This is a genomic window from Rummeliibacillus sp. TYF-LIM-RU47 (assembly GCF_008638315.1).
In the GTDB taxonomy this organism is placed as follows: Bacteria; Bacillota; Bacilli; order Bacillales_A; family Planococcaceae; genus Rummeliibacillus; species Rummeliibacillus stabekisii.
Window position 1 is genome coordinate 317,725 of the sequence record NZ_VVIR01000001.1, and the last position, 22,978, is coordinate 340,702.

15 protein-coding genes and 1 pseudogene are annotated in these 22,978 nt (G+C 39.0%); 14 read left to right on the top strand and 2 right to left on the bottom strand.

Annotated features, from left to right (window positions below; all coding sequences use genetic code 11):
* The first annotated feature begins 1 nt into the window (after position 1).
* The 4 genes from F0527_RS01590 (at position 2) to F0527_RS01605 (ending at position 4,245) form a co-directional block, all read left to right on the top strand.
* On the top strand, positions 2-1,735 hold the full coding sequence (locus F0527_RS01590) for a hydantoinase B/oxoprolinase family protein (RefSeq protein WP_150283553.1): 1,734 nt from the start codon (positions 2-4) through the stop codon (positions 1,733-1,735).
* Positions 1,736-1,749: 14 nt separating this feature from the next.
* Positions 1,750-2,064: a cupin domain-containing protein gene (locus tag F0527_RS01595; protein WP_150283554.1), complete on the top strand. Its 315-nt coding sequence runs from the start codon at positions 1,750-1,752 to the stop codon at positions 2,062-2,064.
* 72 nt (positions 2,065-2,136) lie between these two features.
* Positions 2,137-3,474: a cytosine permease gene (locus F0527_RS01600; protein WP_150283555.1), complete on the top strand. Its 1,338-nt coding sequence runs from the start codon at positions 2,137-2,139 to the stop codon at positions 3,472-3,474.
* A 201-nt stretch (positions 3,475-3,675) separates the two neighbouring features.
* A complete protein-coding gene (locus tag F0527_RS01605) occupies positions 3,676-4,245 on the top strand; it encodes a hypothetical protein (RefSeq protein ID WP_150283556.1) in 570 nt (189 codons plus the stop codon).
* A gap of 171 nt (positions 4,246-4,416) precedes the next feature.
* Here F0527_RS01605 and F0527_RS01610 read toward each other — a convergent pair whose 3' ends face one another.
* Positions 4,417-5,319, bottom strand: a complete 903-nt coding sequence (locus F0527_RS01610) for a DMT family transporter (RefSeq protein ID WP_150284885.1) — start codon at positions 5,317-5,319, stop codon at positions 4,417-4,419.
* A gap of 304 nt (positions 5,320-5,623) precedes the next feature.
* Between F0527_RS01610 and F0527_RS01615 the strand changes: the two genes are divergently transcribed.
* The 3 genes and pseudogenes from F0527_RS01615 to F0527_RS01630 all read left to right on the top strand — a co-directional run bounded on the left by F0527_RS01615 (position 5,624) and on the right by F0527_RS01630 (position 9,743).
* Positions 5,624-6,634 carry an asparaginase gene (locus F0527_RS01615; RefSeq protein WP_150283557.1) on the top strand — a complete coding sequence of 337 codons (1,011 nt, stop codon included), beginning with the start codon at positions 5,624-5,626 and terminating at the stop codon, positions 6,632-6,634.
* Positions 6,635-6,866: 232 nt separating this feature from the next.
* Positions 6,867-7,949 (top strand): DmpA family aminopeptidase, encoded by a 1,083-nt coding sequence (locus F0527_RS01625; RefSeq protein ID WP_150283558.1) that lies wholly within the window; start codon positions 6,867-6,869, stop codon positions 7,947-7,949.
* A gap of 359 nt (positions 7,950-8,308) precedes the next feature.
* A pseudogene (locus tag F0527_RS01630) lies at positions 8,309-9,743 on the top strand (amino acid permease).
* A 56-nt stretch (positions 9,744-9,799) separates the two neighbouring features.
* On the opposite strand, the gene F0527_RS01635 reads toward F0527_RS01630, so the two are convergent.
* Entirely contained in the window at positions 9,800-10,537 is a 738-nt protein-coding gene (locus tag F0527_RS01635) for an IclR family transcriptional regulator (protein WP_150283559.1), read from the bottom strand.
* 152 nt (positions 10,538-10,689) lie between these two features.
* Between F0527_RS01635 and F0527_RS01640 the strand changes: the two genes are divergently transcribed.
* From F0527_RS01640 to F0527_RS01670, 7 genes are all read left to right on the top strand, one after another.
* The gene (locus F0527_RS01640) at positions 10,690-11,277 is read left to right on the top strand and encodes an arginine deiminase family protein (protein WP_150283560.1); all 588 of its coding nucleotides are present in this window, start codon (positions 10,690-10,692) and stop codon (positions 11,275-11,277) included.
* Between the two features lie 25 nt (positions 11,278-11,302).
* Positions 11,303-12,064, top strand: coding sequence for a dimethylarginine dimethylaminohydrolase family protein (locus F0527_RS01645; RefSeq protein ID WP_150283561.1), 762 nt, complete (start codon positions 11,303-11,305; stop codon positions 12,062-12,064).
* 57 nt (positions 12,065-12,121) lie between these two features.
* On the top strand, positions 12,122-13,735 hold the full coding sequence (locus F0527_RS01650) for a M20/M25/M40 family metallo-hydrolase (RefSeq protein WP_150283562.1): 1,614 nt from the start codon (positions 12,122-12,124) through the stop codon (positions 13,733-13,735).
* A 415-nt stretch (positions 13,736-14,150) separates the two neighbouring features.
* Positions 14,151-18,500, top strand: a complete 4,350-nt coding sequence (locus F0527_RS01655; RefSeq protein WP_150283563.1) for a S8 family serine peptidase — start codon at positions 14,151-14,153, stop codon at positions 18,498-18,500.
* Positions 18,501-18,559: 59 nt separating this feature from the next.
* Positions 18,560-19,819, top strand: a complete 1,260-nt coding sequence (locus F0527_RS01660; protein WP_150283564.1) for an Ig-like domain-containing protein — start codon at positions 18,560-18,562, stop codon at positions 19,817-19,819.
* Between the two features lie 234 nt (positions 19,820-20,053).
* Positions 20,054-21,478, top strand: a complete 1,425-nt coding sequence (locus F0527_RS01665) for a YfcC family protein (RefSeq protein WP_223823505.1) — start codon at positions 20,054-20,056, stop codon at positions 21,476-21,478.
* 38 nt (positions 21,479-21,516) lie between these two features.
* A complete protein-coding gene (locus tag F0527_RS01670) occupies positions 21,517-22,944 on the top strand; it encodes a M20 family metallopeptidase (protein WP_150283565.1) in 1,428 nt (475 codons plus the stop codon).
* The last annotated feature ends 34 nt before the right edge of the window (positions 22,945-22,978 follow it).

The window sequence follows — 22,978 nt, forward strand, 5'->3', positions numbered from 1 at the left end:
TATGATTACTTCTGTGAAAGTGGACCCGTTTACGCTGGAAATTGTGAAAGATTCTCTTTTGGCGGCAGGGGATGAAATGTTTATCGCTCTTGCTCGAACATCGATGAGCCCAATCATTTATGAAGTGCTGGATTATGCAAGTGGTTTAACAGACGCAAAAGGTAATCTTCTTACACAAGGTAATGGTGTCACAGGCTTCATTGGGATGCTTACATTTATGGTAAAAGAAACAATCAAAAAGTATCCCGGCGAAAAAATAAAGCCCGGCGATGTGTTTATTATCAATGATCCTTACAATGGTGGGGGCTCCCATCTATCGGATGTAGGGCTTGTAATGCCAATCTTTTACGAGGGAGAGCTGATTGCTTTTTCTGCTAACAAGGCTCACTGGACAGAAGTAGGGGGGAAAGACCCGGGCTCGTTTACGAATGATGCTGTTGATATATTCCAAGAAGGCCTGCAATTTAATTGTATTAAGCTTTATGATGAAGGCCGCCTGAATGAGGCAATCGTTGAAATCATTCGTTCTAATGTCCGTTTCCCAGACCTTTCATTAGGTGATATGTGGGCTCAGGTTGCTGCATTGCGTACAGGCGACCGCCGTATAAAGGAATTGTGTGATAAACACAGTAAGGAAACTATCGTAGCAGCGATTAATTATCTCTTAGATCATGGTGAAACCATCTCAAGACAAGAGATTAAAAAACTGCCTAAGGGTGTTTTTGAGGCTGAAGATTTTATTGATACGGATGGCATTGGCAATGGCCCTTTCAAGATTAAAGTAAAAGTAACGATTACAGATGATGAATTTATCTGTGATTTCCGAGGAAGCAGCCCGCAAGTTCCCGGTCCAGTAAACTGTTCATACACGGGTCTAATGTCAGCTGTGCGCACGATTTTCTTAGCTATTACGAACCCTGAACAAGATGTGAATGATGGTGTCTTTAGGCCGCTCCAAGTGATTGTTGACCCAAAATCGATTATGTCGGCTGAACGTCCTGTTCCAGTGTCAAACTACTTCGAGACATTATTAGGAGGTATGGACTTAGTTTGGAAAGCATTAGCTTCGCATCTTCCAAATCGCCTGACTGCAGGGCATCATTTGTCTGTATGCGCTGTAACTCTGTCAGGTAATCATCAAGATACAGACGAGCCATTCCTAATTGTGGAACCATCCGTTGGTGGATGGGGAGGCGGACAGGGTCAAGACGGAGCTTCTGGCCAATTCTGTATGGCTGATGGAGAAACCTATAACGTCCCGGTTGAAGTGGCAGAAACTCGTTATGGTGTTTTGATTGATGAATACAGCCTTCGAGAGGATGGAAATGGTGCCGGTGCAGGGGAATACATTGGCGGAAAAGGGGTCATTCGTTCATATCGTGCATTAACAGATGGACAAGCTGCTACAGTAACCTTTGGGCGTAATAAATTTTATCCTTGGGGTATGAACGGCGGTAACGAAGGCTCGCCAAATGAATTTTATATTCATAAAGCTAGTGGCGAAGTAGACGGACCATATGGTGTGTATCCGCGTTATAAACTACAAAAAAATGATGTGATCCGCTTAATGACAGGAACAGGCGGAGGATACGGAAGCCCGGAAAAACGCCCGGCAGAACAGGTAGCCAAAGACGTAAAAAATGGATATTTCACCATTGAAGAAGCGAAGGAACACTTCCAAGTGGAAGTAAATCCGATTACCTTTGACTATAAGGAGCTCCCTAGAAGATCATAATTGGAGGAATGAGTATGAAAATCGAACAACCAAAGATTACAGAGGATATTGTACAGGTTCTCTTCCAAAATCAGTTTCAAGATGCAGAAGTAAAGTTTGGTTATGTTACCATTCCAGCCGGTGAACGGCTTCCTTTAGACGGAACGACTGTTCATGAAGAGCATGAATACTCCTTTATTATTAAAGGTTCTTTATCTGGCGAAAGTGGTGGTAATCCATACAAGATTCAAGCAGGTGAAGCCTCCTATATTCCAGCAGGCGAATACCATTGGTGTGTAGGCGGAGATAATGATTGCGAATTAGTATATGCCTTAGTGAAATCTAAGTAATGCAAAGGGAGAATAGAAGCTTTTACAAGTTTTCTATTCTCTCATTTTGTATAAATGAAAAGGAGGAAACATATGGCACAACCGAATACAGTAGAGGTGGCAGAAAAAACGAACAAAACGAGTGCTGAGGGTTTTATGGACCAAGATCAGGCATTGGATTCAATCCCAGAGTCCCAGCGCCAGCATTGGCTGACACCAGCCATGATTTTTGGCGGTTTAGAATTTACCATTCCGGTTTTGATGGTAGGAGCTTCTCTTGCTGCTGGCTTTGGATTATCTAGCATTCTTGTGATACTGATTATTTCGCTATTCGGTATTCAATGGATTGGAAATACGCTTCAAGGATATATCGGCGCTAAAACAGGAAGAACCTCTTCCGTTATAGCGAAGACGAGCTTTGGCTCTGTGCAGGCAAAAGTCTTAGTCGGACTGACGATTTTCCTTGTTTCACTTGGCTGGTGGGCAGTTCAAACGGCAGTTGCCGGGAATGCAATATCAGCAATGTTTGGGATTGATTATAAGAATAACTGGATAGGGTGGGCCGTTGTCACGGTTATTTGTGGTTTGCTCTTTGCATTGCCTTCTATTATTGGCTATAGCTCAATGAAATGGACAGATTATATCGCTGTACCAGCAGGCTTACTTTTGATTGCTGGAGGGATATACTATGCCTTAAAGAATACAGGGTGGGAAACCATTAGTTCCTGGCATCCTGAGCCTACCATGTCCATATGGGCAGCTATCAGCCTTGTTATTGGGGTGAATGTTTCTCAGTGGGTGATCGCATCAGATTACACGCGCTATGCAAAACCAACTTGGAAGGATAACTTTATCATTCCGAGTGGCATCGTATTAGTTGGATTCCCTCTTTTCATTGTCGGAGCAATAATGGCAGTAGGCGTAGGTGATGCTGATATTGTGAATGTGATGATGGGCATGGGTTTTCCGATTTGGGGATTTCTAATCCTATGGTTTGCAACATGGACTTCTCAGCTTGTAAATAACTATAGTATGGGTCTCGCCTTAGCAAATGTTTTGAATGTGAATTCCGGTAAGGGGCGTGCGCTTTTAACATTATTAGGAACAATACTCGCTATAATAGTCGCACTATTGGGAATTCTTGACCACTTTATGGACTTCTTGTATTTAACTGCTCTATTGTATCCAGCAATCGGTGGAGTAATGATGGCGGACTTCTTCATGATTCGTAAACAGGAGTGGGAAGATAAAAATGGCTGGAACTGGATGGCAACCATCGCTTTAGTTGCCGGTATCTTTGTTGGCTATTTGACGCAATATGTATATAATGTAGGGCTCCCGGCAGTCCAATCGCTATTGGTTTCTGCGATTGTCTATATGATTGGTATGCGTGTTAAAAAGAATATTGCACCTGACCATTTTACTGTATGAAGTTATTATAATAAACAATTCAAGAATCCTTATCTTTCCTTATTATTGTATTTAGAGAAAATCAAAACCCAAGTTTGCGGAATATGGCATTCAAGGGTTTTGTTTTTTTATTTACAATTACTGTGAGTAAGAAGGATTATTAAGCTTTATTATCGAAAGAAGTAAATTGATAATCGGGAGTTATGAAAGGTGGTTTTTCTTATGGATTTAGATTTAATGAAATTGTTTGATGGGTATGTTAGAAACTATCATACTTTTAATCTAACCATTCATCATGGTAAACACTCATTTACTATGACTGAAATCGAGCATTTTTCTAGACTAGGTTCTATGTTGGGTTATTTCCCTTTTACGGAAGACACTTGTAATGGTCAAAACAGACCAATGGACTTAACATGGTGGGATAATTGGGATGGTGAATATTGGAATGATTTTGTATTACATTTAGAACGTGAAAACTATTTTAAAAAAGATGAAGAGACTTTGGAAAAGCTTTTTTGTGAACGTGAATATTCACCATCTAATGTTATTGGAATAATGAATGTTCGTAATAAAGAAAGGATTGAAACACTACTTACACAAGCTAAGACTATATGTAATGTTGAGAATGCTCTACTAGTATTTAAGACCACATCTAGTGGTAAAGCTCAACAATATTATGATGTTGTTTATGCATATCTGTTAAATAAGAAAAAAATCATTGCTACAAACACTGCTTTTGTTTCCGAACTTTCAGGAACTTTATATATGTATTATAAAAGTGAGAATTGAATGTTATAAATAACTTTATTTCGGAGATGGCACAATTATTCAATGTAGTTGGAAATAATAAGAAGTAGACTGAAAGTTGTTTATATAACTACATAATAAAAAACGAGCGGGAAATTGTTTCCACTCGTTTTTTTAATATGAATGTACGGATTATGTAAGGCTTTGTTTAAATCATGCAGCCGGAGTTTCTTCATGAACCTCGGTTTCTTCTTTTGCTTTAAAAATAGAAAACAAGTAGCAACCTGCAATGACGATGATGCTGCCGATCACTTGTATGAACGTCATTCGTTCTCTTAAAAGTAAAAAAGATAAGATGGCTGTAAAGATAGGATTGAAATTCAAGAAAAGGCCAGCAGTTGTTGCGCCGATTTTTTGCACGCCAATATTCCAAAGCACCATACATAGCACTGTAGAGATAAGCCCGGTATAAAAAAGGGCACCCAAGAAGGATGGATTGACATTGGTGATGTGGAAGTCAGCCACATTAAAAGGAATTATGGCGATTAGCCCAAAAATACCTGAATACAAGGTAGCCATTAACGGTGTGGTTTTCGCCATCGCCCATTTACTAAAAACAGAATAAAGCCCCCAAATCAGAACAGCAGCAATCATCCACAAATCACCCACATTAAATTGAAAGGCGAGAAGTAAGCCTAATTTCCCTTTTGTCAGTACAAGCAAAACGCCAAAGAAAGAGAAGGCCATTGCGAGCGTTTGAAATGGAGCAATCCGCTCTTTTAAAAGAAAAAAAGAAAAGACAGCGATTGAAATGGTATTAAGTGTGGAAATTAATCCAACATTTGTCGCTGAAGTATGTTCGAGCGCTAAAAATTGAAAAATATTAAATAATACTACACCTGTCACACCCATCAGTATGAGTGGTAGAATGGCACTTTTTGATGGCAACAGCTTCTTTTCTTTCCACCATACGAATGGTAGGAGACAAAGTACAGCAATCACCCATCTTAATGTAGTCAAGGTAATGGGGCTAGCATGGTCTACAAGTGATTTTCCCACTACAAAATTCCCCGCCCATAGAAAACTCGTCAATAACAATAAAAATACATACAACATAGGCAAGGTAGCCAGCTCCTTTTTTTATGTATAGCTAATTATAACAAGCATTTCTGAATTTTGAATAAATAAAATTACCCATATAAAGGCCACTCTGTATTCCATCGTCCATCAAAGAATTATCACAGTCATAAAAAAAGACATGCTATATTCCTCTTCTGCACAATGGTTATTCCACTTTTATCTGATATCTATGAAGGATTATTGATATTCTCTGAAAGAATTCGGTTCTAATAGACTTTCCTCATCAATATAATAGGTCAAACATTTGAACGAATTATATTGATGAGAAGAGGTGCATACGATGAATCCATTGAAACTTGTTGATGTTTATCGCGGGAAAAAGATAGAAAGCTCTCATTTTGGACATGTAGCAGTTGTTGATTCGGTAGGTACATTACTATATGCAGCGGGTGACCCATATCGAGTAACTTATGCTCGTTCTTCAGTGAAACCATTGCAAGCTATGCCGATTGTGGAAACGGGAGCAGCGGATCGATTTGGGCTAAGTGAACAGGACCTCTCCTTATGTTGTGCATCACATAGCGGAGAAGCACAGCATACCAACCGTGTTTTGGCTATGTTAAAAAGGACAGGCATAGAAGAAGCGACCTTGCAATGTGGCACACATATTCCTCATTCGCAGGAAACTTATAAACAACTGATGGCAGCGGGAAAGGAACTGACCCCTTTATATAATAATTGTTCAGGAAAGCATACAGGCATGCTAGTGACAGCAAAGCATAACAGTGAATCACTGGAAGACTATTATTTACCTGACCATCCTGTCCAACAACGGATTATGAAGGTGATTTCTGAGATGACTGAGTATCCAATTGAAAAAATACAGATAGGGATAGACGGATGTGGAGTGCCGGTACATGCATTGCCATTAGAACGATTAGCATATGGATTTGCAAGAATGACTCGTCCAAACATGTTTACGAACCGCCGTGCCGAAGCCGTTAATCGAATCACTACCTCTATGATGAAATATCCGGAGATGGTTGGTGGGACCGGCCGTTTTTGCACAGATTTTATGAAAGCTGCCGAAGGAAGAATGTTTGGGAAAGCAGGAGCCGAGGCTATTTACTTAATTGGCGATAAAAAAACTGGCATCGGCATTGCTATAAAGGTAGAAGACGGGAACAGCAGGGCCGTTTATCCAACAGCATTAGAGGTACTGAGACAGCTGGATTTGTTAAATCAAGAGCAATTGAATCATTTAAGGCAATATCATCAACCTGTTTTAAAAAACGCCAAACAAGAGAATATAGGGCAACTCGTTCCGGATTTTAATTTGCGAAAGTGTTAGGGTATCGAAAAAATTTTCGAGGGGGGGTAGGAAATGTTAAGAGAGAGATGTTTAACTAGTGTAGTTGCAGGTAATACATTCCACTCTCGCTGCAATGCCTGTATGGAAATATGCAAAACCGAAGTTCCTGTATTAAAGGAAACTTCTCCAGGCTATTTTTCTGCTTGTCATTTATATTGAAAAGAGATAGTCTTCAATTTATATAATAGACAGATTTTGGTGGTGAAAAGAAATGAGCAGAGTTAGGCTACGTGATCTAGGTATTAAAATAGGTAGATTCGAAACCGGAAAACATAATTCGATAACAGATGTTTCGGATGTGAAGGTGGGACATGTTACCCTTTCCTATAATAATGAAGACGGACATGCCATTCGAACAGGGGTAACAGCTATCCTGCCTCATACTGATTCTCTCTTCGAAGAAAAAGTTTTAGGGAGCTCATATGTGATTAATGGATTTGGCAAGACGGTAGGGACCATCCAGCTGCAAGAATTGGGTGTAATTGAAAGCCCCATTATGCTAACAAATACGCTATCTGTTCCGGCAGTCTTAGATGGAACCATTCGTTATCTCCTCAGGCAAAATCCGCAAATTGGCGATACAACCGGCACTGTCAATGTCATTGTAGGAGAATGCAACGATGGGTATCTGAATGATATTCGCGGCATGCATGTTGCACCAGAACATGCCATTCAAGCAATTCAGAATGCTGAGAGTGGGATCGTGGAAGAAGGATGCGTTGGGGCTGGGACAGGTATGTCTTGCTTAGGTTATAAAGGAGGCATTGGGACAAGCTCAAGAGTGGCTTCCTTTGGTGATAATCTGTATACAGTCGGAGCTTTAGTTGTAAGCAATTTTGGTGAAAAAAAAGATTTGCGCATACCGGGTGACGGCCAATTCGTGAAAGCGGAAGAGAACAAAGAAAAAATGCCAGATGGCTCTATTATGATAATCCTTGCAACAGATGCTCCTTTAAATGAACGGCAGTTGCAACGATTAGCGAAACGCGCTGCCTTTGGTCTTTCGAGAACGGGGTCTTATGCATCCCATGGAAGCGGAGATATCGTTATTGCCTTTTCCACAGCGCATCGTATTCCTCATAAGCTGCCACCTAACCAGGAGTGCAACACATTTCACTTTTTACGAGAGGATGGCCAGCTGATCTCCCAACTTTTTGAAATGGCGGTGGACACTGTGGAAAAAGCTATTTGGAATTCTATCTGTAAAGCCACCACTACCGAAGGGAACAGGGGAAGAGTGAAAGAGGAAATTCCTTATGAGGTTTTAATGGGGCTTAAAGGATGGAATAGTTAGTTGTACTTATTAACTTAATATTGATGCTCCCTATTTGTTAGACAGTTAATCTGTATATTGAATGGGGATTTTTTTATGTCTGAAAAATTATTATAGGAGGAGGTATGTGATCTAGTTTTGGTTTCAAGCCGATCTATTTTAAATGCCCATCATTATTATGGAATGAAAGCATTTACATTTTGACTATTCAAAAGATATTGACAAATAAAAGTATCGTTATTTATAATTTAATCAATATTCCTTTTAACAGAATTTAATTCCGCTATGCGGAAAGAGGGAGCAAAGAAGCTCTTATAGTTTTTAATAGGGGAACAGGTTTGGTTCTTTTATACTTCAAACATATCTTGGGGGTGCGGTTAATGGAGAAAATGGAAACACACGAACAGTTAAACCGTTCGATGAAAAAACGTCATTTATTTATGCTTTCACTAGGCGGCGTTATCGGGACTGGGCTTTTTTTGAATGCAGGTTTTACGATTAATCAAGCAGGAGCGGGGGGAGCTATTATTGGCTATTTGATTGGCGGTTTGATTTTGTATATGGTTATGGTTTGCTTGGGGGAGCTTGCTGTTCATATGCCAGTTACTGGTTCGTTTCAAAAGTACGCAGCTAAATACATTGGGCCATCTGCGGGTTTCTCACTAGGATGGATGTATTTTGTGGGTTCAGCTGCAACTGCAGGTGTTGAATTTACAGCTGCAGGCATGATTATGAAGCATTGGTTTCCTCATACGCCAGTTTGGATTTGGTGTGCTGCATTTATTGTGCTTTTATTCACTTTAAATGCGTTAACAACGAAAGGATTTGCTGAGGCAGAATATTGGTTCGCGGGTATAAAGGTAGTAGCTGTGGTTGCATTTATTCTTATTGGCATCGCGGGCATCTTTGGTTTCATCCCTTTATCTGACCGATCAACTCCATTTATGACGAATTTAGCGCCAACCGGTCTTTTCCCGGCAGGTATTGCCATTGTCTTCGTTACCATGATGAATGTCATTTTCTCATACCAGGGGTCAGAATTAATTGGAATTGCCGCAGGTGAAAGTGAAGAGCCGGAAAAAAATATTCCAAAAGCAATTCGCAATGTCCTTTTTAGAATAATCGTTTTCTACATTTCATCGATCATTATTCTTTCCGCTATTTTTCCTGCTTCTGAATTAGGATTATTGGAAAGTCCGTTTGTTACTCTAATGAAAATAGCTGGCGTGCCATATGCGGCGGGCATTATGAACTTTATTATTTTAACTGCTATCTTATCAGTCGGAAATTCCTGTCTGTATGCTTCAACGCGTTTGTTATGGTCAATGGCTCACGATGGAATGGCTCCTAGAGTATTTGGAAAATTAACTAAGAGAAAAGTTCCTCTCAATGCCCTTATATTCACCATCTCTTTTTCGCTTTTATCTTTATTAACAAGCTTCATAGCAGCTGACACAGTATTTGTTTTATTAATGTCAATAGCCGGAATATCGGTCACTATTTCCTGGATGGGCATTGCTTTATCTCAATATATGTTCCGTCGAAAGTTCCTAAAAGGGGGGAGGAAAGCTGACTGATTTAAAATACAAGGTTCCATTATATCCAATCGTCCCGTTATTTTGTTTTGGATTTTGTTTCTTTATTCTTATCTTTCTTGCCTTTGATCCTACCCAGAGACTGGGTGTGTTTTATGGCGTAGGTTTCTTAATTGCTTGTGTATTGTTTTATAAATTTAAGTTGGCGAAGAAAGTGGTGAAAAAAGAAGAGGAGTTTACTGAACAAACCGTTGTCCAAATAAGTGAACAAGAATCATAGCCATAATAAAAAGCAATGAGTTATTAGCACTGCTGGTAAACCCATTGCTTGTCTTATTAAAAACCGTTATACCCTAACTTTTTAGAAATGCGGTTGCCTGTTTCCACCACATTTTTAATGAGGAAGTCTAGTCTATCATCTGTTAAATTAAAGCTGACAAATCCGATGCTTACTGCACCATGGACTTCTCCAAAATGGTTTAAAATCGGGGCGGCAACAGAAGTCGTCCCTTCCGTTCTTTCATTGTGGCTGATTCCGTATCCGTTCATTTTTGTTTCTTTTAAAACTTCCCAACAAGCTTCTATTTCCTGCTCGGGCAAAAGAGATTCTAAAATTTTCTTTGTCTGTTGGTATGGCATAAATGAGAGCATCGTTTTATTAGCAGCACCTATGTTCATAGGAATCTTAGATCCTAGCTGATCATACACCCGAATTGGGTTTGCTATACTGTCAATCCGCTCAATAATTAGTGATTCATTTCCCATAGGTTGGCTAAGGTAGACGCTTTCTTCTACGTTGTTCATAAGCCTCTCTAGTTCAGGTCTAATCTGACTAATATAGTCCATTTTGTCATACATAATTAAACCGTATTCAAGCCAACTATTCCCTAAGCTATATTGTTTAGATTGGAGATCTTGTTGGATTAAGCCATGCTTCATCATGGCTTTTAGTAGTCGGTGCATAGAGCTAATGGGAAGGCTACATGCTTCTGCGAGCTCGGTAATAGACATCCAGTTATCAGAATCAGAGACTAATATTTTAATAACACTCATTGCACGGTCAATTGATTGCATATGGTTTGTCACCTATCTTTCGGTTCATTAAAATAAAGATTTCTAAAAATTTAAAACATATTGACATTATAACATATTCACTTTTATAATTTAAGAAGATTTTCCTTTAAGCAGAAATAGGTTTCACAATGCGGAAAAAGGAGTGAGAGAGAATGAGTTTTTGTTCATCTATGTATAAACCATTAGAAAGAGTAATTGTTAAACGGCCAGAAGAATCATTTATCAATCAAGAAAATGTCTCGAAGGAATGGAAGAGATTCAACTATTTAGAAGAGCCGAATTACGAAGAAGCAGTAAAAGAACACGCTACGTTTATTTCTATTCTGAAGAAACATGTTCCGAATATTGATTATTTGCCTGCTTTTTCTGATGCAGGATTGGATTCCTTATATGCACATGATCCAGTGAAATTTACAAGTGATGGGGCCATCATTTTAAAATCTGGAAAGGCAGTAAGGCAGCCTGAAGCAGAGGCATACAAAGAATTTCTTAGAGAAAAGAACATTCCTATTATTGGTGAATTGACGGGAGATGCTGTTTCTGATGCGGGGGATCTTGTGTGGCTTGATGAGAGAACACTTGCTATAGGATTGGGCTGCGTTATTGTAGAAGGCAACAATCAGACCAAACAACAGTTGATTGATGCGGGGGCTGAAGTATATGAATACAAGGGGCAAGAAATTAGCTATAAGGGCACAGGAGGACCAACTTGTTTAACATGTCCGGTAGTGCGTAAATAAACTAAAAACAATGGGGGAATAGTAAATGTTTAAAAATGTAATAGTAAAAACACCTGGGGAAAGCTATGTAAATGGATTAACAACATCAGATCTTGGTAAGCCGGATTACGAGAAATTATTGGAACAGCACAAGGCTTATGTTGAAGCATTAAAAAAATGTGGTGTAGAAGTAACTCATCTGCCGGCAAGTGAAGAATTTCCCGATTCTACATTTGTGGAAGACACAGCAGTCCTAACTTCTGAATTTGCGGTGGTTTCCAATCCAGGAGCGCATTCACGAAATGGCGAGATAAAAGAAATGGAAGCTGTGTTAAAAGATTTTTATGAAAAAATATATTATATCAAGGCACCAGGCACTTTAGATGGTGGAGATGTTCTTCAGGCAGATAATCATTTTTATATAGGTATCTCAGAGCGTACAAATGAAGAAGGGGCACGCCAGTTAAAAGAGATAGTAGAATCTGAAGGTTATAAAGGAACTATTGTCCCGTTAGAGAAATTTTTCCACCTCAAAACTGGTATTGCTTATCTTGGCAATAATTTGATTGTGGCAGCAGGCGAATTTTTGGATCATCCAGATTTCGAACAATATGACAAACTGACAGTATCAGCTGAGGATGAATACTCTGCAAACTGCATAAGAGTAAATGATTATGTTATCATCCCAAAAGGCTATGAAGAAACAAAACGAAAAATGAATGAAGCAGGTTATAAAACCATTGAATTAGAAATGTCCGAATTCCAAAAGCAAGATGGCGGATTAAGCTGTTTATCTCTACGGTTCTAGTATAAATAGAATATAAAACTATCACTAAGGGAAATTTTATCAAGGAAGGTGATTGGGATGAGTCAATTATTATGGGCAACCCCGGAAAAGCTTAGAGCACTATTATGTGAGCTGGTCAGCTGGGATAGTCGAACCTTTACTGAGGGAGAACGCCAATTTGCACATAAAGTCCATAAAAAGTTAGGCGACCTTGAATATTTCAAAATGTATCCAGAATACTTGTCTCTTCATGAAGCTGACCTTGGCCGGAAATTGGTGACTGCCTTTTATAGAAATCAAGAGGTAGAAGAAACGGTAGTTTTAATCAGCCATTTTGACACTGTGCAAACAGAAGAATATGGGGATCTTGAGCCGCTTGCCTTCCAGCCGGAAGAACTAACAAAAGAGCTACTCAACCGAAAAAGTAATCTTCCGGAAGATGCGCGGCTGGATCTTGAATCAGGGAAATACTTGTTTGGTCGAGGGACAATGGATATGAAAATGGGCCTTGCGCTTCATATGGCACTTATCGAAAAAGCAAGCGAAGAAAAGTGGCCCATTAATCTAATTTTATTAACTGTTCCGGATGAAGAAGTGAATTCATCTGGCATGAGAAGGGCCGTAACAGAACTAGTCAAGATGCGCGATCAATATGGCATTGCCTATAAATTGTTTTTAAATAGTGAACCTTCATTCGCACAAATACCTGGTGATGAGAGACATTACATTTATTCAGGGACAATTGGTAAGATTATGCCAGCTGCTCTTTTCTATGGAAAAGAAACTCATGTTGGCGAGCCGCTAAAAGGGATGACAGCAAATTATATTTCAACCTTTTTGACGCAACGAATGGAATGGAATTCGCTTTTCCAAGAAAGTGACCTTTCGGAAACCACGCCGTTGCCGGTTTCTCTACAGCAAAGAGATTTAAAAGATACGTATTCAACACAAACACCTTACCGTGCCTCTGCTCTATATAATGTATTTTTAATGAAACGGTCAGCGTCTGAGGTATTGGATTTATTTGAGCAAATTGCACAGGAATCAGCAGAAGACTGTAATAAGGCATATACAGAACTTTGCTTAAAACAAGGAATCGATGGCGTAGGGAATGTAAAAGTATTGCGTTACGAACAATTACTTTCTTACGCAAAAAACAAGTTGGGCATTGAACGGGTGGTACAGATACGAGATGAAGTTATCATAAATATCAATTGGGACGAACGTGAGCAATCTTTACGAATAGCAGATAAGTTAATGATAGAATGCCAAGAGTTGGCCCCAGCTATCGTATTGCTATTCGCCCCACCATATTATCCGGCCGTTAACACATCTGATGATCCGCTTATTATGGATGCTGTCCAATTGGTAAAAGATGTAGCTGTAGAATTTGGTGTAGCAATGGAGCAAGTCCACTATTTCAACGGGATTTGTGATTTAAGTTATGTCCATTATAGTGGAGATGAGGATGGATGGGCTGCATTTGAGCGAAACACACCAGTATGGGGAGACGTTTACAGTATTCCATTTGCTGATATGCATAAACTTCAAGCACCTGTACTTAATGTAGGACCGTTTGGGAAGGATCCCCATCAATTAACTGAACGACTACATATTGAAAGTGCATTTATTCAAACTCCTGCTATGCTTGATCGTTTAATAAAAAGCTTGATGAAAATAACTGTTCAGTGAAAACCATAGTATAGACTATGTCAAAGTCTTCAATCTTTCAAAAGATTGAGGGCTTTTTTGTATTTACTTCTACTCGTCGGCTGGTATATGTACTTTATCTAAATATTATAGAGAGTGCAAACCTATCAATTATACTATTTCTATTCACTTCAATTAGGCCCCAATAATTAACTATTGGAATCCTACAAAACAACTATGATAATCTCTCCATGAACAAAAAAATATTAAAAATCCATATATTTTGGTTGAAAACCTCCAATTTATGTCGAAAAACAATTTATTAATAATATAAAATGTTCAGAATATTTCTATTTAACATTATAAACATAGGTGATATAATTCTTTTACCTAGCTTGCTAACTTAGAATTTTCACACAAAAGAGGTGCTCATATATTCAGAAAAGGGGAGAACAATTTGGACAAGAATAAGCTGTTTAAAAAGGGTATTACAGTTGGATTAGCATCGGCATTATTAGCATCTAATATGTTGATGATGGCAGGTCACGCAAAAGCAGAGACAGAAACTAGCACTGATTTTGACAAAGTGGAAGTTAGCAATCTCGTTAAGGACTTGGCAAAAGAAACAAAGGTTGATCGAGATGCAGAGTTTGAAGATAATCAGAAAGTCCGGGTCATTGTTGAATTAGAGGGCGCTCCAGCCATTTCCTATGCCCAAGACAAAGGCGTGATGTATAAAGAATTGGCACCTAAAACACGCCTAAAGTTGGAATCTGATATTAAAGATGAACAAAAAGATTTCTTAGCAAACGTTAAAAAGCAAAATATTGGTCTTACATTAAATAATTCATTCACGACCGTATTGAACGGTGTCAGCGGTGAAATGGAATATGGAAATATTGAAAAACTAGAAAAACTGCCGGGCGTTCTTAGTGTAAGTATTGCAACAGAGTATGAACGGCCAAAAGAAAAGCCTGATATGGTGACTAGTAAAGAAATGGTTGAGGCACAGCAAACATGGAAAGACGGCTATAACGGAAAAGGTATGGTTGTCGGCATTATCGATACAGGGATTGATTTTAAACATAAAGATATGAAACTAACAACAAAAGAAGGGGAAAAATTATCCGAAAATTCTACCAATGACCTCATCACAAAGAATAGTTTACCAGGCAAATTCTACACTGATAAGGTTCCTTATGGCTATAACTATGCAGATAAAAATGATGAAGTACTAGATCTTGGACCAGATGCATCCATGCATGGAATGCACGTCGGTGGTACGGTCGCAGCAAATGGTGATGAAAACAATGGTGGCGTACAAGGCGTAGCACCTGAAGCGCAATTATTAGCGCTGAAAGTATTCGGCAATGACCCTGCTATGCCATCAACGTTTGGAGATATCTATATTAAAGCAATTGACGATGGAATTAAGCTTGGAGCAGATGTATTGAATATGAGCTTAGGATCTACTGCAGGGTTCGTAGATGATACTAACCTTGAACAAAAAGCAGTTGATAATGCGGTGAACAATGGCATTGTTATGTCCATTTCTGCTGGTAACTCGGATAACATCAGTGGTGAATTCGACGGTGCGCCATTGGCAACAAACCCAGATATCGGCTTAGTTGGTGCTCCTTCTGTTTCTAAAAGCTCACTATCAGTTGCCTCAATGGAAAATAATAAGATTAGTCTAGACGAATTTGAAATAAAAATTGGCGATGAAACAATCAATGTACCATACAAAAAACAATCGTCTCCAGATCCTTTAGAAGTGTTTGGTAACAAGGAAGTAGATGTTGTATATGTAGGGGATGGAAGTCCTGCGCAATATAACAACAAAGACGTAAAAGGTAAAGTGGTGGTTGCAGTTCGTACAGCAACTAATCCTAACTATGGAGAAATCCAAGCACAAGCTGAAAAAGCAGGAGCAGCAGGTGTCATCGTAAGAGGGCATGTATCTCACGGTGATTATGTCAGCATGGCATTAAATAATCCAACTATTCCACTTGTTTCACTTGCCCAAAGTGAAGGGAACAATTTGGCTGCAAAATTACAAGCAGCAGGTGGTAAAGGAAAAGTGACATTTACAGGTAAGCAACAATCTGTTGTAAATACTGCAGCTGGTAAAATGTCCACGTTTACCTCATGGGGCGTAACGCCAAGCCTTGAGATGAAGCCTGAAATCACTGCTCCAGGAGGACAGATTTATTCTACATTAAATAATGATAAATACGGTCTGATGAGTGGTACATCGATGGCGGCTCCTCATGTATCAGGTGGATCAGCATTAGTTCTTCAACGCGTAAAAGAACTATTTCCAGATTTAAAGGATGCAGCTAAATCTAAGATGGCGAAACTGTTGCTGATGAATACAGCTAAACCTGTTGAAGATCCTGATAATGGTGGAATCTACTACTCGCCTCGTCGCCAAGGAGCAGGAATTATGCAGCTGCATTCTGCTGTATCAACACCTGTGTATGTAGCGAAGAAGGGTACCAATGAAGGTAAAGTAGAATTGAAAGAAATCAAAGATGATTCCTTCTCATTCACTCTAACTGCAACTAATACAAGTGATGATGATCTTGAATATGAGGTGAAGACATCATTACTTACAGATTCAGTGACAGGAGGAAAACTTGACTTAAAAGAGCAAAATATTGCTGATGAAGCGAAAATTACTGTAGATACACCTAAGTTTACGTTATTCGGAAATGGCACTAAAGATATTACTGTAAAAGTAAATTTAACTAATGCTAAGGAAAAATTAGAGAAATTAATGAAGAATGGCTACTTTGTAGAAGGCTTTGTGAGACTAGTAGGTACCGATAAAGAAAAGGCAGCACCTGAGCTGACAGTTCCTTTTGTTGGATTCAAAGGAGATTGGAACAAAGCTCCAATACTAGACAACATGATTTATGAGGATGGATCTTATCTAGAAACTTCCTTCATGGTTGATGAAAAAGGAAATGCACTAGGCGAAAATGCGCTGACAGGCGACTTAAGCAAAAATGCAATTGCTATCTCACCTAATGGTGATAAGCAAAAAGATTCTGTTACCCCAGTTCTTTCTTTCCTTCGTAACAGTAAATCTGTTGAGTATAGTATTGTGGATGAAAGCGGTAAGGAATTAAGGAAATTAACGACTAGAGGTGCACAAAGCAAAAATTATAAAGCCACAGCACCGTATGTATATAATCCAAGCAGAACAAACTGGGATGGCTATATCAGAAATGAAAAAGCTAAAGACGGCAAATACTTCTATCAAGTAAAAACACAAGTTGATTATGAAGGTAAAGAGCCACAGGTTACAAAGATTCCAGTAATTGTTGATACGGTAAAACCTGAAATTACTAATGCTTCATTCAGCAGCAATAAAGGTCAACTTTATTTTGAAGCAACAGATATGGCAGGTAGTGGATTGCAATATATTCAAATCCTTGTAGATGGTAAAAATGCAGGCTATTTAGATGGATCTAAAGCAAAAGCGTTCAAAGTACCTGTGAGCAATGTAAAGGATAAATCAACTATTCAAATTGTAGCTGTAGATAATGCAAATAATATTGCATCCACAACAGTTACAAATGATAATACTATTCCTTACATTGTCACTACTTCACCAGAAGCCCTTGGTGTTTATGATACAAAGACAATGGCTGTAACTGGATATGTTGAAGATGCTTCAAAAATTGAGGAATTAAAGGTTACCGGTGATAAATTGGAAGGCGGCGGTATCGAGATTCCTGTAACTGAGAATAAAGTAACGAAGCGATATGACTTTAATACGCAACTGACATTTACTGAAGATGGCGTACATGATATTTTCTTCTCTGGTAAGGACTCAGTCGGAAATAAAATTGAGTTTAGAAGACAGGTTATTGTGGATACAACACCAGCGGAACTGAAGGTGGAAGGTATTCCTGATAATAATATTGTAGGAAAAGATGAAGAGAACCCAACACTAAAAATAACAGCTTCAGATAACTATGATGATCTGCGTCTTGTTGTGGATGGCAATGAAGTTTACAATCATGAATTCGATGAACCATATGAAATGAGAGCATTATCTCATTCGTATGATTATAAGCTAGATTTAAAAGAAGGCTCGAATAAAGTTGTGATTGAAGCTACTGATTTATCTGGGCATGTGACAAAGAAAACGATTGTCATCTACAAAGGTCAACCAGAAAATGGATTTATCACAAATTATGATTTCGGTCCAACAGAAGAAGTTAGCACTGAAAATCCAGCTACTTTAACTGCTGAAGCAAACGAATCAGTTAAATGGGAAGCAAAAGTTACTGATTCAACCGGAAAAGAATTTAAATTAGACACAGCTGAAGGAAAAGAATACAAAGCAACATTCACACCGGATGAATTTGCACCAACTGGTGAATACACATTAGAATTTGGTCCAGAAGGAAGCGAAAAACAAGTAGTGACGTTTACAGTTGCTAACTATCCGATTGTCATTGAAGGGCAAACCAAGAATACAAAAGGAAAAGCAGTAGAAGCTGTGACAGAAGATGGTGTGTTGAATATTGTTGCCAACTTCGCAAACCGCGGTGAAGTAAAACAAAACGCGCAAGTACTAGTACAAGTGAAGGATTCTAAAGATGAAGTGGTCATTTTCAAAGTGCTTAGCCTAGATGAATTCAAAAAAGCTTCTCGCGGAAGAGTTGGGGTAGATATTCCTCTTGAATCACTTAAAACAGGTGCTTATACTGCAGAGGTATTTGTTTGGGATAGCCTAGAAAACCCAACGCCATTGGCACAAACAAGCACAATCAACTTTGATATCAAATAATAAGGAACAGTTGAAAGGGAGGAGTATTCCTCTCTTTCTATTCATAAGGAGGGTCAATAATGAAGAAAAATATAGTCGTCTTTATGACTTCACTAATCTTATGTTTAAGTATTGTCATTCCGGCTTATGCAGCAAATATAGTAGTTTCTTTTAGTACAGATAAATCGGATTATAAAACAGGTGAAAAAATCTTAATAACGGGAAAAGTATTGAAAGATGAAGAACCAGGTTTAGGTACAAAACCTGTTTTATCAATGGTAGATTCCGATAGCAATCTAATCCAAATCTATCAGTGGAAAGATGGAGAAATACAAACAGATGGTAGTATTCATACAAGCATTGCGTTAAATGAATCATTAACAGATGGAACTTACAAACTTAAATTAACTGCAGGGGGCGTGTCAGATACCCATGAGGTTAAGATAACCAAGACAACTCAGCCACCATCTACAGGAGGAGGAGACTCAGGGACAACACCACCATCTACAGGAGGAGGAGACTCAGGGACAACACCACCTCCAGTTGTTACACCGCCTGGAAACCCTGGAGATACAACAGATCCAGTTCTGCCCGTTCCGGTACCCGAGTTCAGCCCAATCACATCAGAAAGCTTAGTTATTAAAGGAACGGCTTCTAAAAATACAAAAATCGAAATTACAGACAAAAAACAATTACAATTTGAGGCTAATACACAAGATAACGGCGAGTTTACATACCAGTTATCCCAAAAGTTAGAGGCAGGAACAGTATTATATGCGAAAGCAAGAGATTTAAAAAGCGGACAAGCTAGTGATGAAGTAACAATAACAGTTCTTGATAAAACAGCACCATCTGTACCAACAGTAAAAAAATTCAGCGATAAAGACAAAGTGGTATCAGGCAAAACAGAAGCACGTGCTACCATCATTATCTATAAACAAAGCAAAAAAATTGCGACAAATAAAGCTGATTCTAAAGGCAGCTTTACAGTGAAATTAGCTAAACAAAAAGCTGGTACTACTTTAATTGTTAAATCAGTAGATGAAGCTGGCAATAGCAGTAAAGGTGCCAAAGTAAAAGTGTTAGACAAAACAGCGCCTAACAAACCTACTGCTAAAAAGGTAACAGCGAAAACAACTAAAATAACAGGCAAAGCAGAAGCAGGATCTAAGGTGTATGTAAAAGTTAAAAACAAAATTATTGCTAAAACTACAGCAACTAAAAAAGGAACATATACATTAAAAATTAAGAAGCAAAAAGTCAAAACAGTCCTATCTTTCTATGCAAAAGACAAAGCAGGTAATGTAAGTAAGGCAAAGGTAGTAAAAGTTGTTAAATAGTGCCTTTATTATTCTCAATCTTAAAGTCTTCGATCTCATAAGAGGTTGAAGACTTTTTTGTTGGAATTAAAATAAAACTTATGATTCATCCAATTAAAGTACTACCATATTACTAATTTAAAATATTTTGAATATTTCGGTTGACGGAATATATGTACTTCTGTATATTTATTAACAATATTCTAAATTTATACTATTCATTTAACAATGAATAGAGTATAAGGGGGGAAAGGTATGACAAATAATATGGCGCCAAAGGTGGTAGACATACGAGAGGCAAAAGCTGGTAAGAAGCCGAAAGAGATCAATGTCTTTGCTCTTTTATTAGGATTGTTGGCTATCTGCGTTATTCTGACGTATACTATGCCAACTGGAGAATATGAAAGGGAAGTGGTCGATGGCAGGAGTATTGTAAAGCCTGATTCGTTTCATTTTATAAAGGCTGATCCAGTTGGGTTTATGGGCATCTTGGGCAGTATTCCTGCTGGAATGGTCGATGCAGCTTCGATTATGTTTTTCCTCTTAATTATTGGAGGTGCATACGGCGTGCTGAATTCGACAGGTGCTGTTGAAGCTTTCATTGTAACGATGACTCGCAAGTTCGGCACTAAAGAGAAATTACTCATTCCCGTTTTGATGCTATTTTTTGCATTGTTAGGCTCATTGCTTGGGATGTATGAGGAAACACTTCCTTATATTCTGATTATCACTCCACTGATTGTAGGGCTAGGATATGATGCGCTTACAGGTCTTGGCATTGTGTTAGTAGGCGTATCCGCAGGTTTTACGACGGCGATTATGAATCCATTTACCGTAGGGGTAGCACAAGGAATAGCTGGGCTTCCGCCATTCTCGGGGATGGGCCTTCGGATTGCAGCTTTTGTTGTTATGTACATAGTATCTGTAATTTTTGTTTATCGGCACGCGATGAAAGTGAAACAAGACCCGTCCTTAGGGGAATATGGAACAATTCAACGTGAACAAATTGACCAGCTATTAAAGTCTGATATTACATTAACACGCAAACATAAATTGATTCTCGCTTGCTTTGTTCTCAATTTGATAATCCTAGGTGTGGGAGTCGTAAAATTTGGCTGGTTTATAAATGAAATTGCCGGAATGTTCATTATATTTGGTATTGCAATTGGGCTCATTGCCCGCTATAACACCAATACATTAGTTGATGAATTCATGAAAGGATCTCAAGCACTCATTTATGGTGCCATGATTATTGGCGTTGCAAGAGGCATTGTGATTGTGCTCGATCAGGGACACATCATGGATACCATTCTGTATTATGCCTCTACTTTAATTAAGGACTTGCCTCCTTCCTTTGCGGCAATTGGCATGATGGTTTTCGATTCGCTGCTCCATATAGCGGTTCCTTCCGGCAGTGGAATGGCTGCTCTAACAATGCCGATTATGTCTCCACTATCTGACATCATTGGTGTGACCCGACAGACAGCTGTACTTATATTCACATTTGGCGATGGCATATTCAATATGATAATACCTGGCATAGCTGTAGCAGGAGCTGCCTTGGTTGGCGTTTCTTATATTCGCTGGTTAAAATGGCTGTTTCCATTGGTGCTTGTGCAATATGCAGTAGCCATCGTGTTTGTCATTATCGCCTATCTCACAAAATATGGACCTTTTTAAAGGATTACTATTGTAAATAAAAAAATGAGGTGTTCTAAATGAATGAAACAAAAATAGAAAATGAAGTAGAAAGAATAAATCAATTAATTGAAGAAAAACGAGACAAGCTGATTGAAGTCAGCAATCAGCTTTGGGAATATGCTGAGACTGGATTTGAAGAGTGGAAGTCTGCTGATCTCATTAGCAAGGTGCTTGAAGATGAAGGATTTGTGGTGGAGAGAGGGATTAGCGGCATTGAAACAGCCTTTGTGGGAAGCTATGGAAGCGGCAATCCTGTGGTGGCGATTTTAGGCGAATTTGATGCCTTGACTGGTCTAAGCCAAAAAGCAGGATCGACCAAACAAGAAGAGGTAGTGAAAAACGGTAACGGCCATGGTTGTGGGCATAATTTGCTTGGTACTGGGTCGCTAGCCGCCGCCATTGCTCTTCGTCAATTAATGGAAGAAAACAATCTGCCAGGTACTATACGGTATTATGGCTGTCCTGGAGAAGAAATCGGGGGCGGTAAAATCTTCATGGTACGAGAAGGCGTTTTTGATGATGTCGACTTTGCCTTAACCTGGCACCCAGAAGCTCATAATAAAATTTGGTCTTCTCGCACACTCGCATGCTATGAAGTGAATTTCCGCTTTATAGGCAAAAGTTCTCATGCTGCAGCAAGTCCTTATTTAGGGAGAAGTGCATTAGACGCGGTAGAGTTAACGAGTGTGGGAGTGAATTATTTAAGAGAGCATATCATTCCAGAAGCAAGGGTTCACTATGCGATCACCAATACAGGTGGAGTGTCGCCAAACGTGGTTCAATCAGAAGCGGAAGTATTGTACTTTGTTCGAGCGCCAGAAGTAAAACAAACACATGAGATTTATGAGCGAGTCTGCGACATTGCAAGAGGAGCTGCTCTTATGACAGGCACCGAGCTTGAGATTGGTTTTGATTCGGCCATGTTCAATTATATTCCCAATACAACGTTAGAAGCCGTTATGCAGGAAAAATATGTAGAACTTGGCGTACCCGAATTTGATGAAAAGGAAATACAATTAGCAAAAGAAATTCGAGATACACTAACAGATGCAGAAAAAGAATTTGGTTTGCAAAATGTGAAAGAGTTAAAAGGAAAAGAACTCGCTGATATTGTGGAGCCACATGTGGAGGACAAAGAAGTCATGCCTGGTTCTACAGATGTAGGCGATGTCAGCTGGATTGTTCCAACAGCCCAATGCTATGCTGCCTGTGCAGCAATAGGTACCTCTTTGCACTCTTGGCAAATGGTCTCACAAGGCGGGTCTTCCATCGGCCACAAGGGAATGCTGCATGCAGGAAAAGTGATTGCTGCTACTGCCGCTGAAGTGATGAAGAGACCAGATATAATCCAGAAGGCGAAAGAAGAATTATTGGAACGTCTTGATGGAGAAAGCTATGTTTCACCTCTTCCGGAGGACTATAAGCAATATAGAATCCGTAGATAATTAATTGGACCCTACTGTTGATTCTTCCTGAAAA

What these genes read in the sequence shown, in the direction of transcription:
- F0527_RS01590 (WP_150283553.1), top strand. Translation starts at nt 2, where the DNA reads ATGATTACTTCTGTGAAAGTGGACCCGTTTACGCTGGAAATTGTGAAA.
- F0527_RS01595 (WP_150283554.1), top strand. Translation starts at nt 1,750, where the DNA reads ATGAAAATCGAACAACCAAAGATTACAGAGGATATTGTACAGGTTCTC.
- F0527_RS01600 (WP_150283555.1), top strand. Translation starts at nt 2,137, where the DNA reads ATGGCACAACCGAATACAGTAGAGGTGGCAGAAAAAACGAACAAAACG.
- F0527_RS01605 (WP_150283556.1), top strand. Translation starts at nt 3,676, where the DNA reads ATGGATTTAGATTTAATGAAATTGTTTGATGGGTATGTTAGAAACTAT.
- F0527_RS01610 (WP_150284885.1), bottom strand. Translation starts at nt 5,319, where the DNA reads ATGTTGTATGTATTTTTATTGTTATTGACGAGTTTTCTATGGGCGGGG.
- F0527_RS01615 (WP_150283557.1), top strand. Translation starts at nt 5,624, where the DNA reads ATGAATCCATTGAAACTTGTTGATGTTTATCGCGGGAAAAAGATAGAA.
- F0527_RS01625 (WP_150283558.1), top strand. Translation starts at nt 6,867, where the DNA reads ATGAGCAGAGTTAGGCTACGTGATCTAGGTATTAAAATAGGTAGATTC.
- F0527_RS01635 (WP_150283559.1), bottom strand. Translation starts at nt 10,537, where the DNA reads ATGCAATCAATTGACCGTGCAATGAGTGTTATTAAAATATTAGTCTCT.
- F0527_RS01640 (WP_150283560.1), top strand. Translation starts at nt 10,690, where the DNA reads ATGAGTTTTTGTTCATCTATGTATAAACCATTAGAAAGAGTAATTGTT.
- F0527_RS01645 (WP_150283561.1), top strand. Translation starts at nt 11,303, where the DNA reads ATGTTTAAAAATGTAATAGTAAAAACACCTGGGGAAAGCTATGTAAAT.
- F0527_RS01650 (WP_150283562.1), top strand. Translation starts at nt 12,122, where the DNA reads ATGAGTCAATTATTATGGGCAACCCCGGAAAAGCTTAGAGCACTATTA.
- F0527_RS01660 (WP_150283564.1), top strand. Translation starts at nt 18,560, where the DNA reads ATGAAGAAAAATATAGTCGTCTTTATGACTTCACTAATCTTATGTTTA.
- F0527_RS01665 (WP_223823505.1), top strand. Translation starts at nt 20,054, where the DNA reads ATGACAAATAATATGGCGCCAAAGGTGGTAGACATACGAGAGGCAAAA.
- F0527_RS01670 (WP_150283565.1), top strand. Translation starts at nt 21,517, where the DNA reads ATGAATGAAACAAAAATAGAAAATGAAGTAGAAAGAATAAATCAATTA.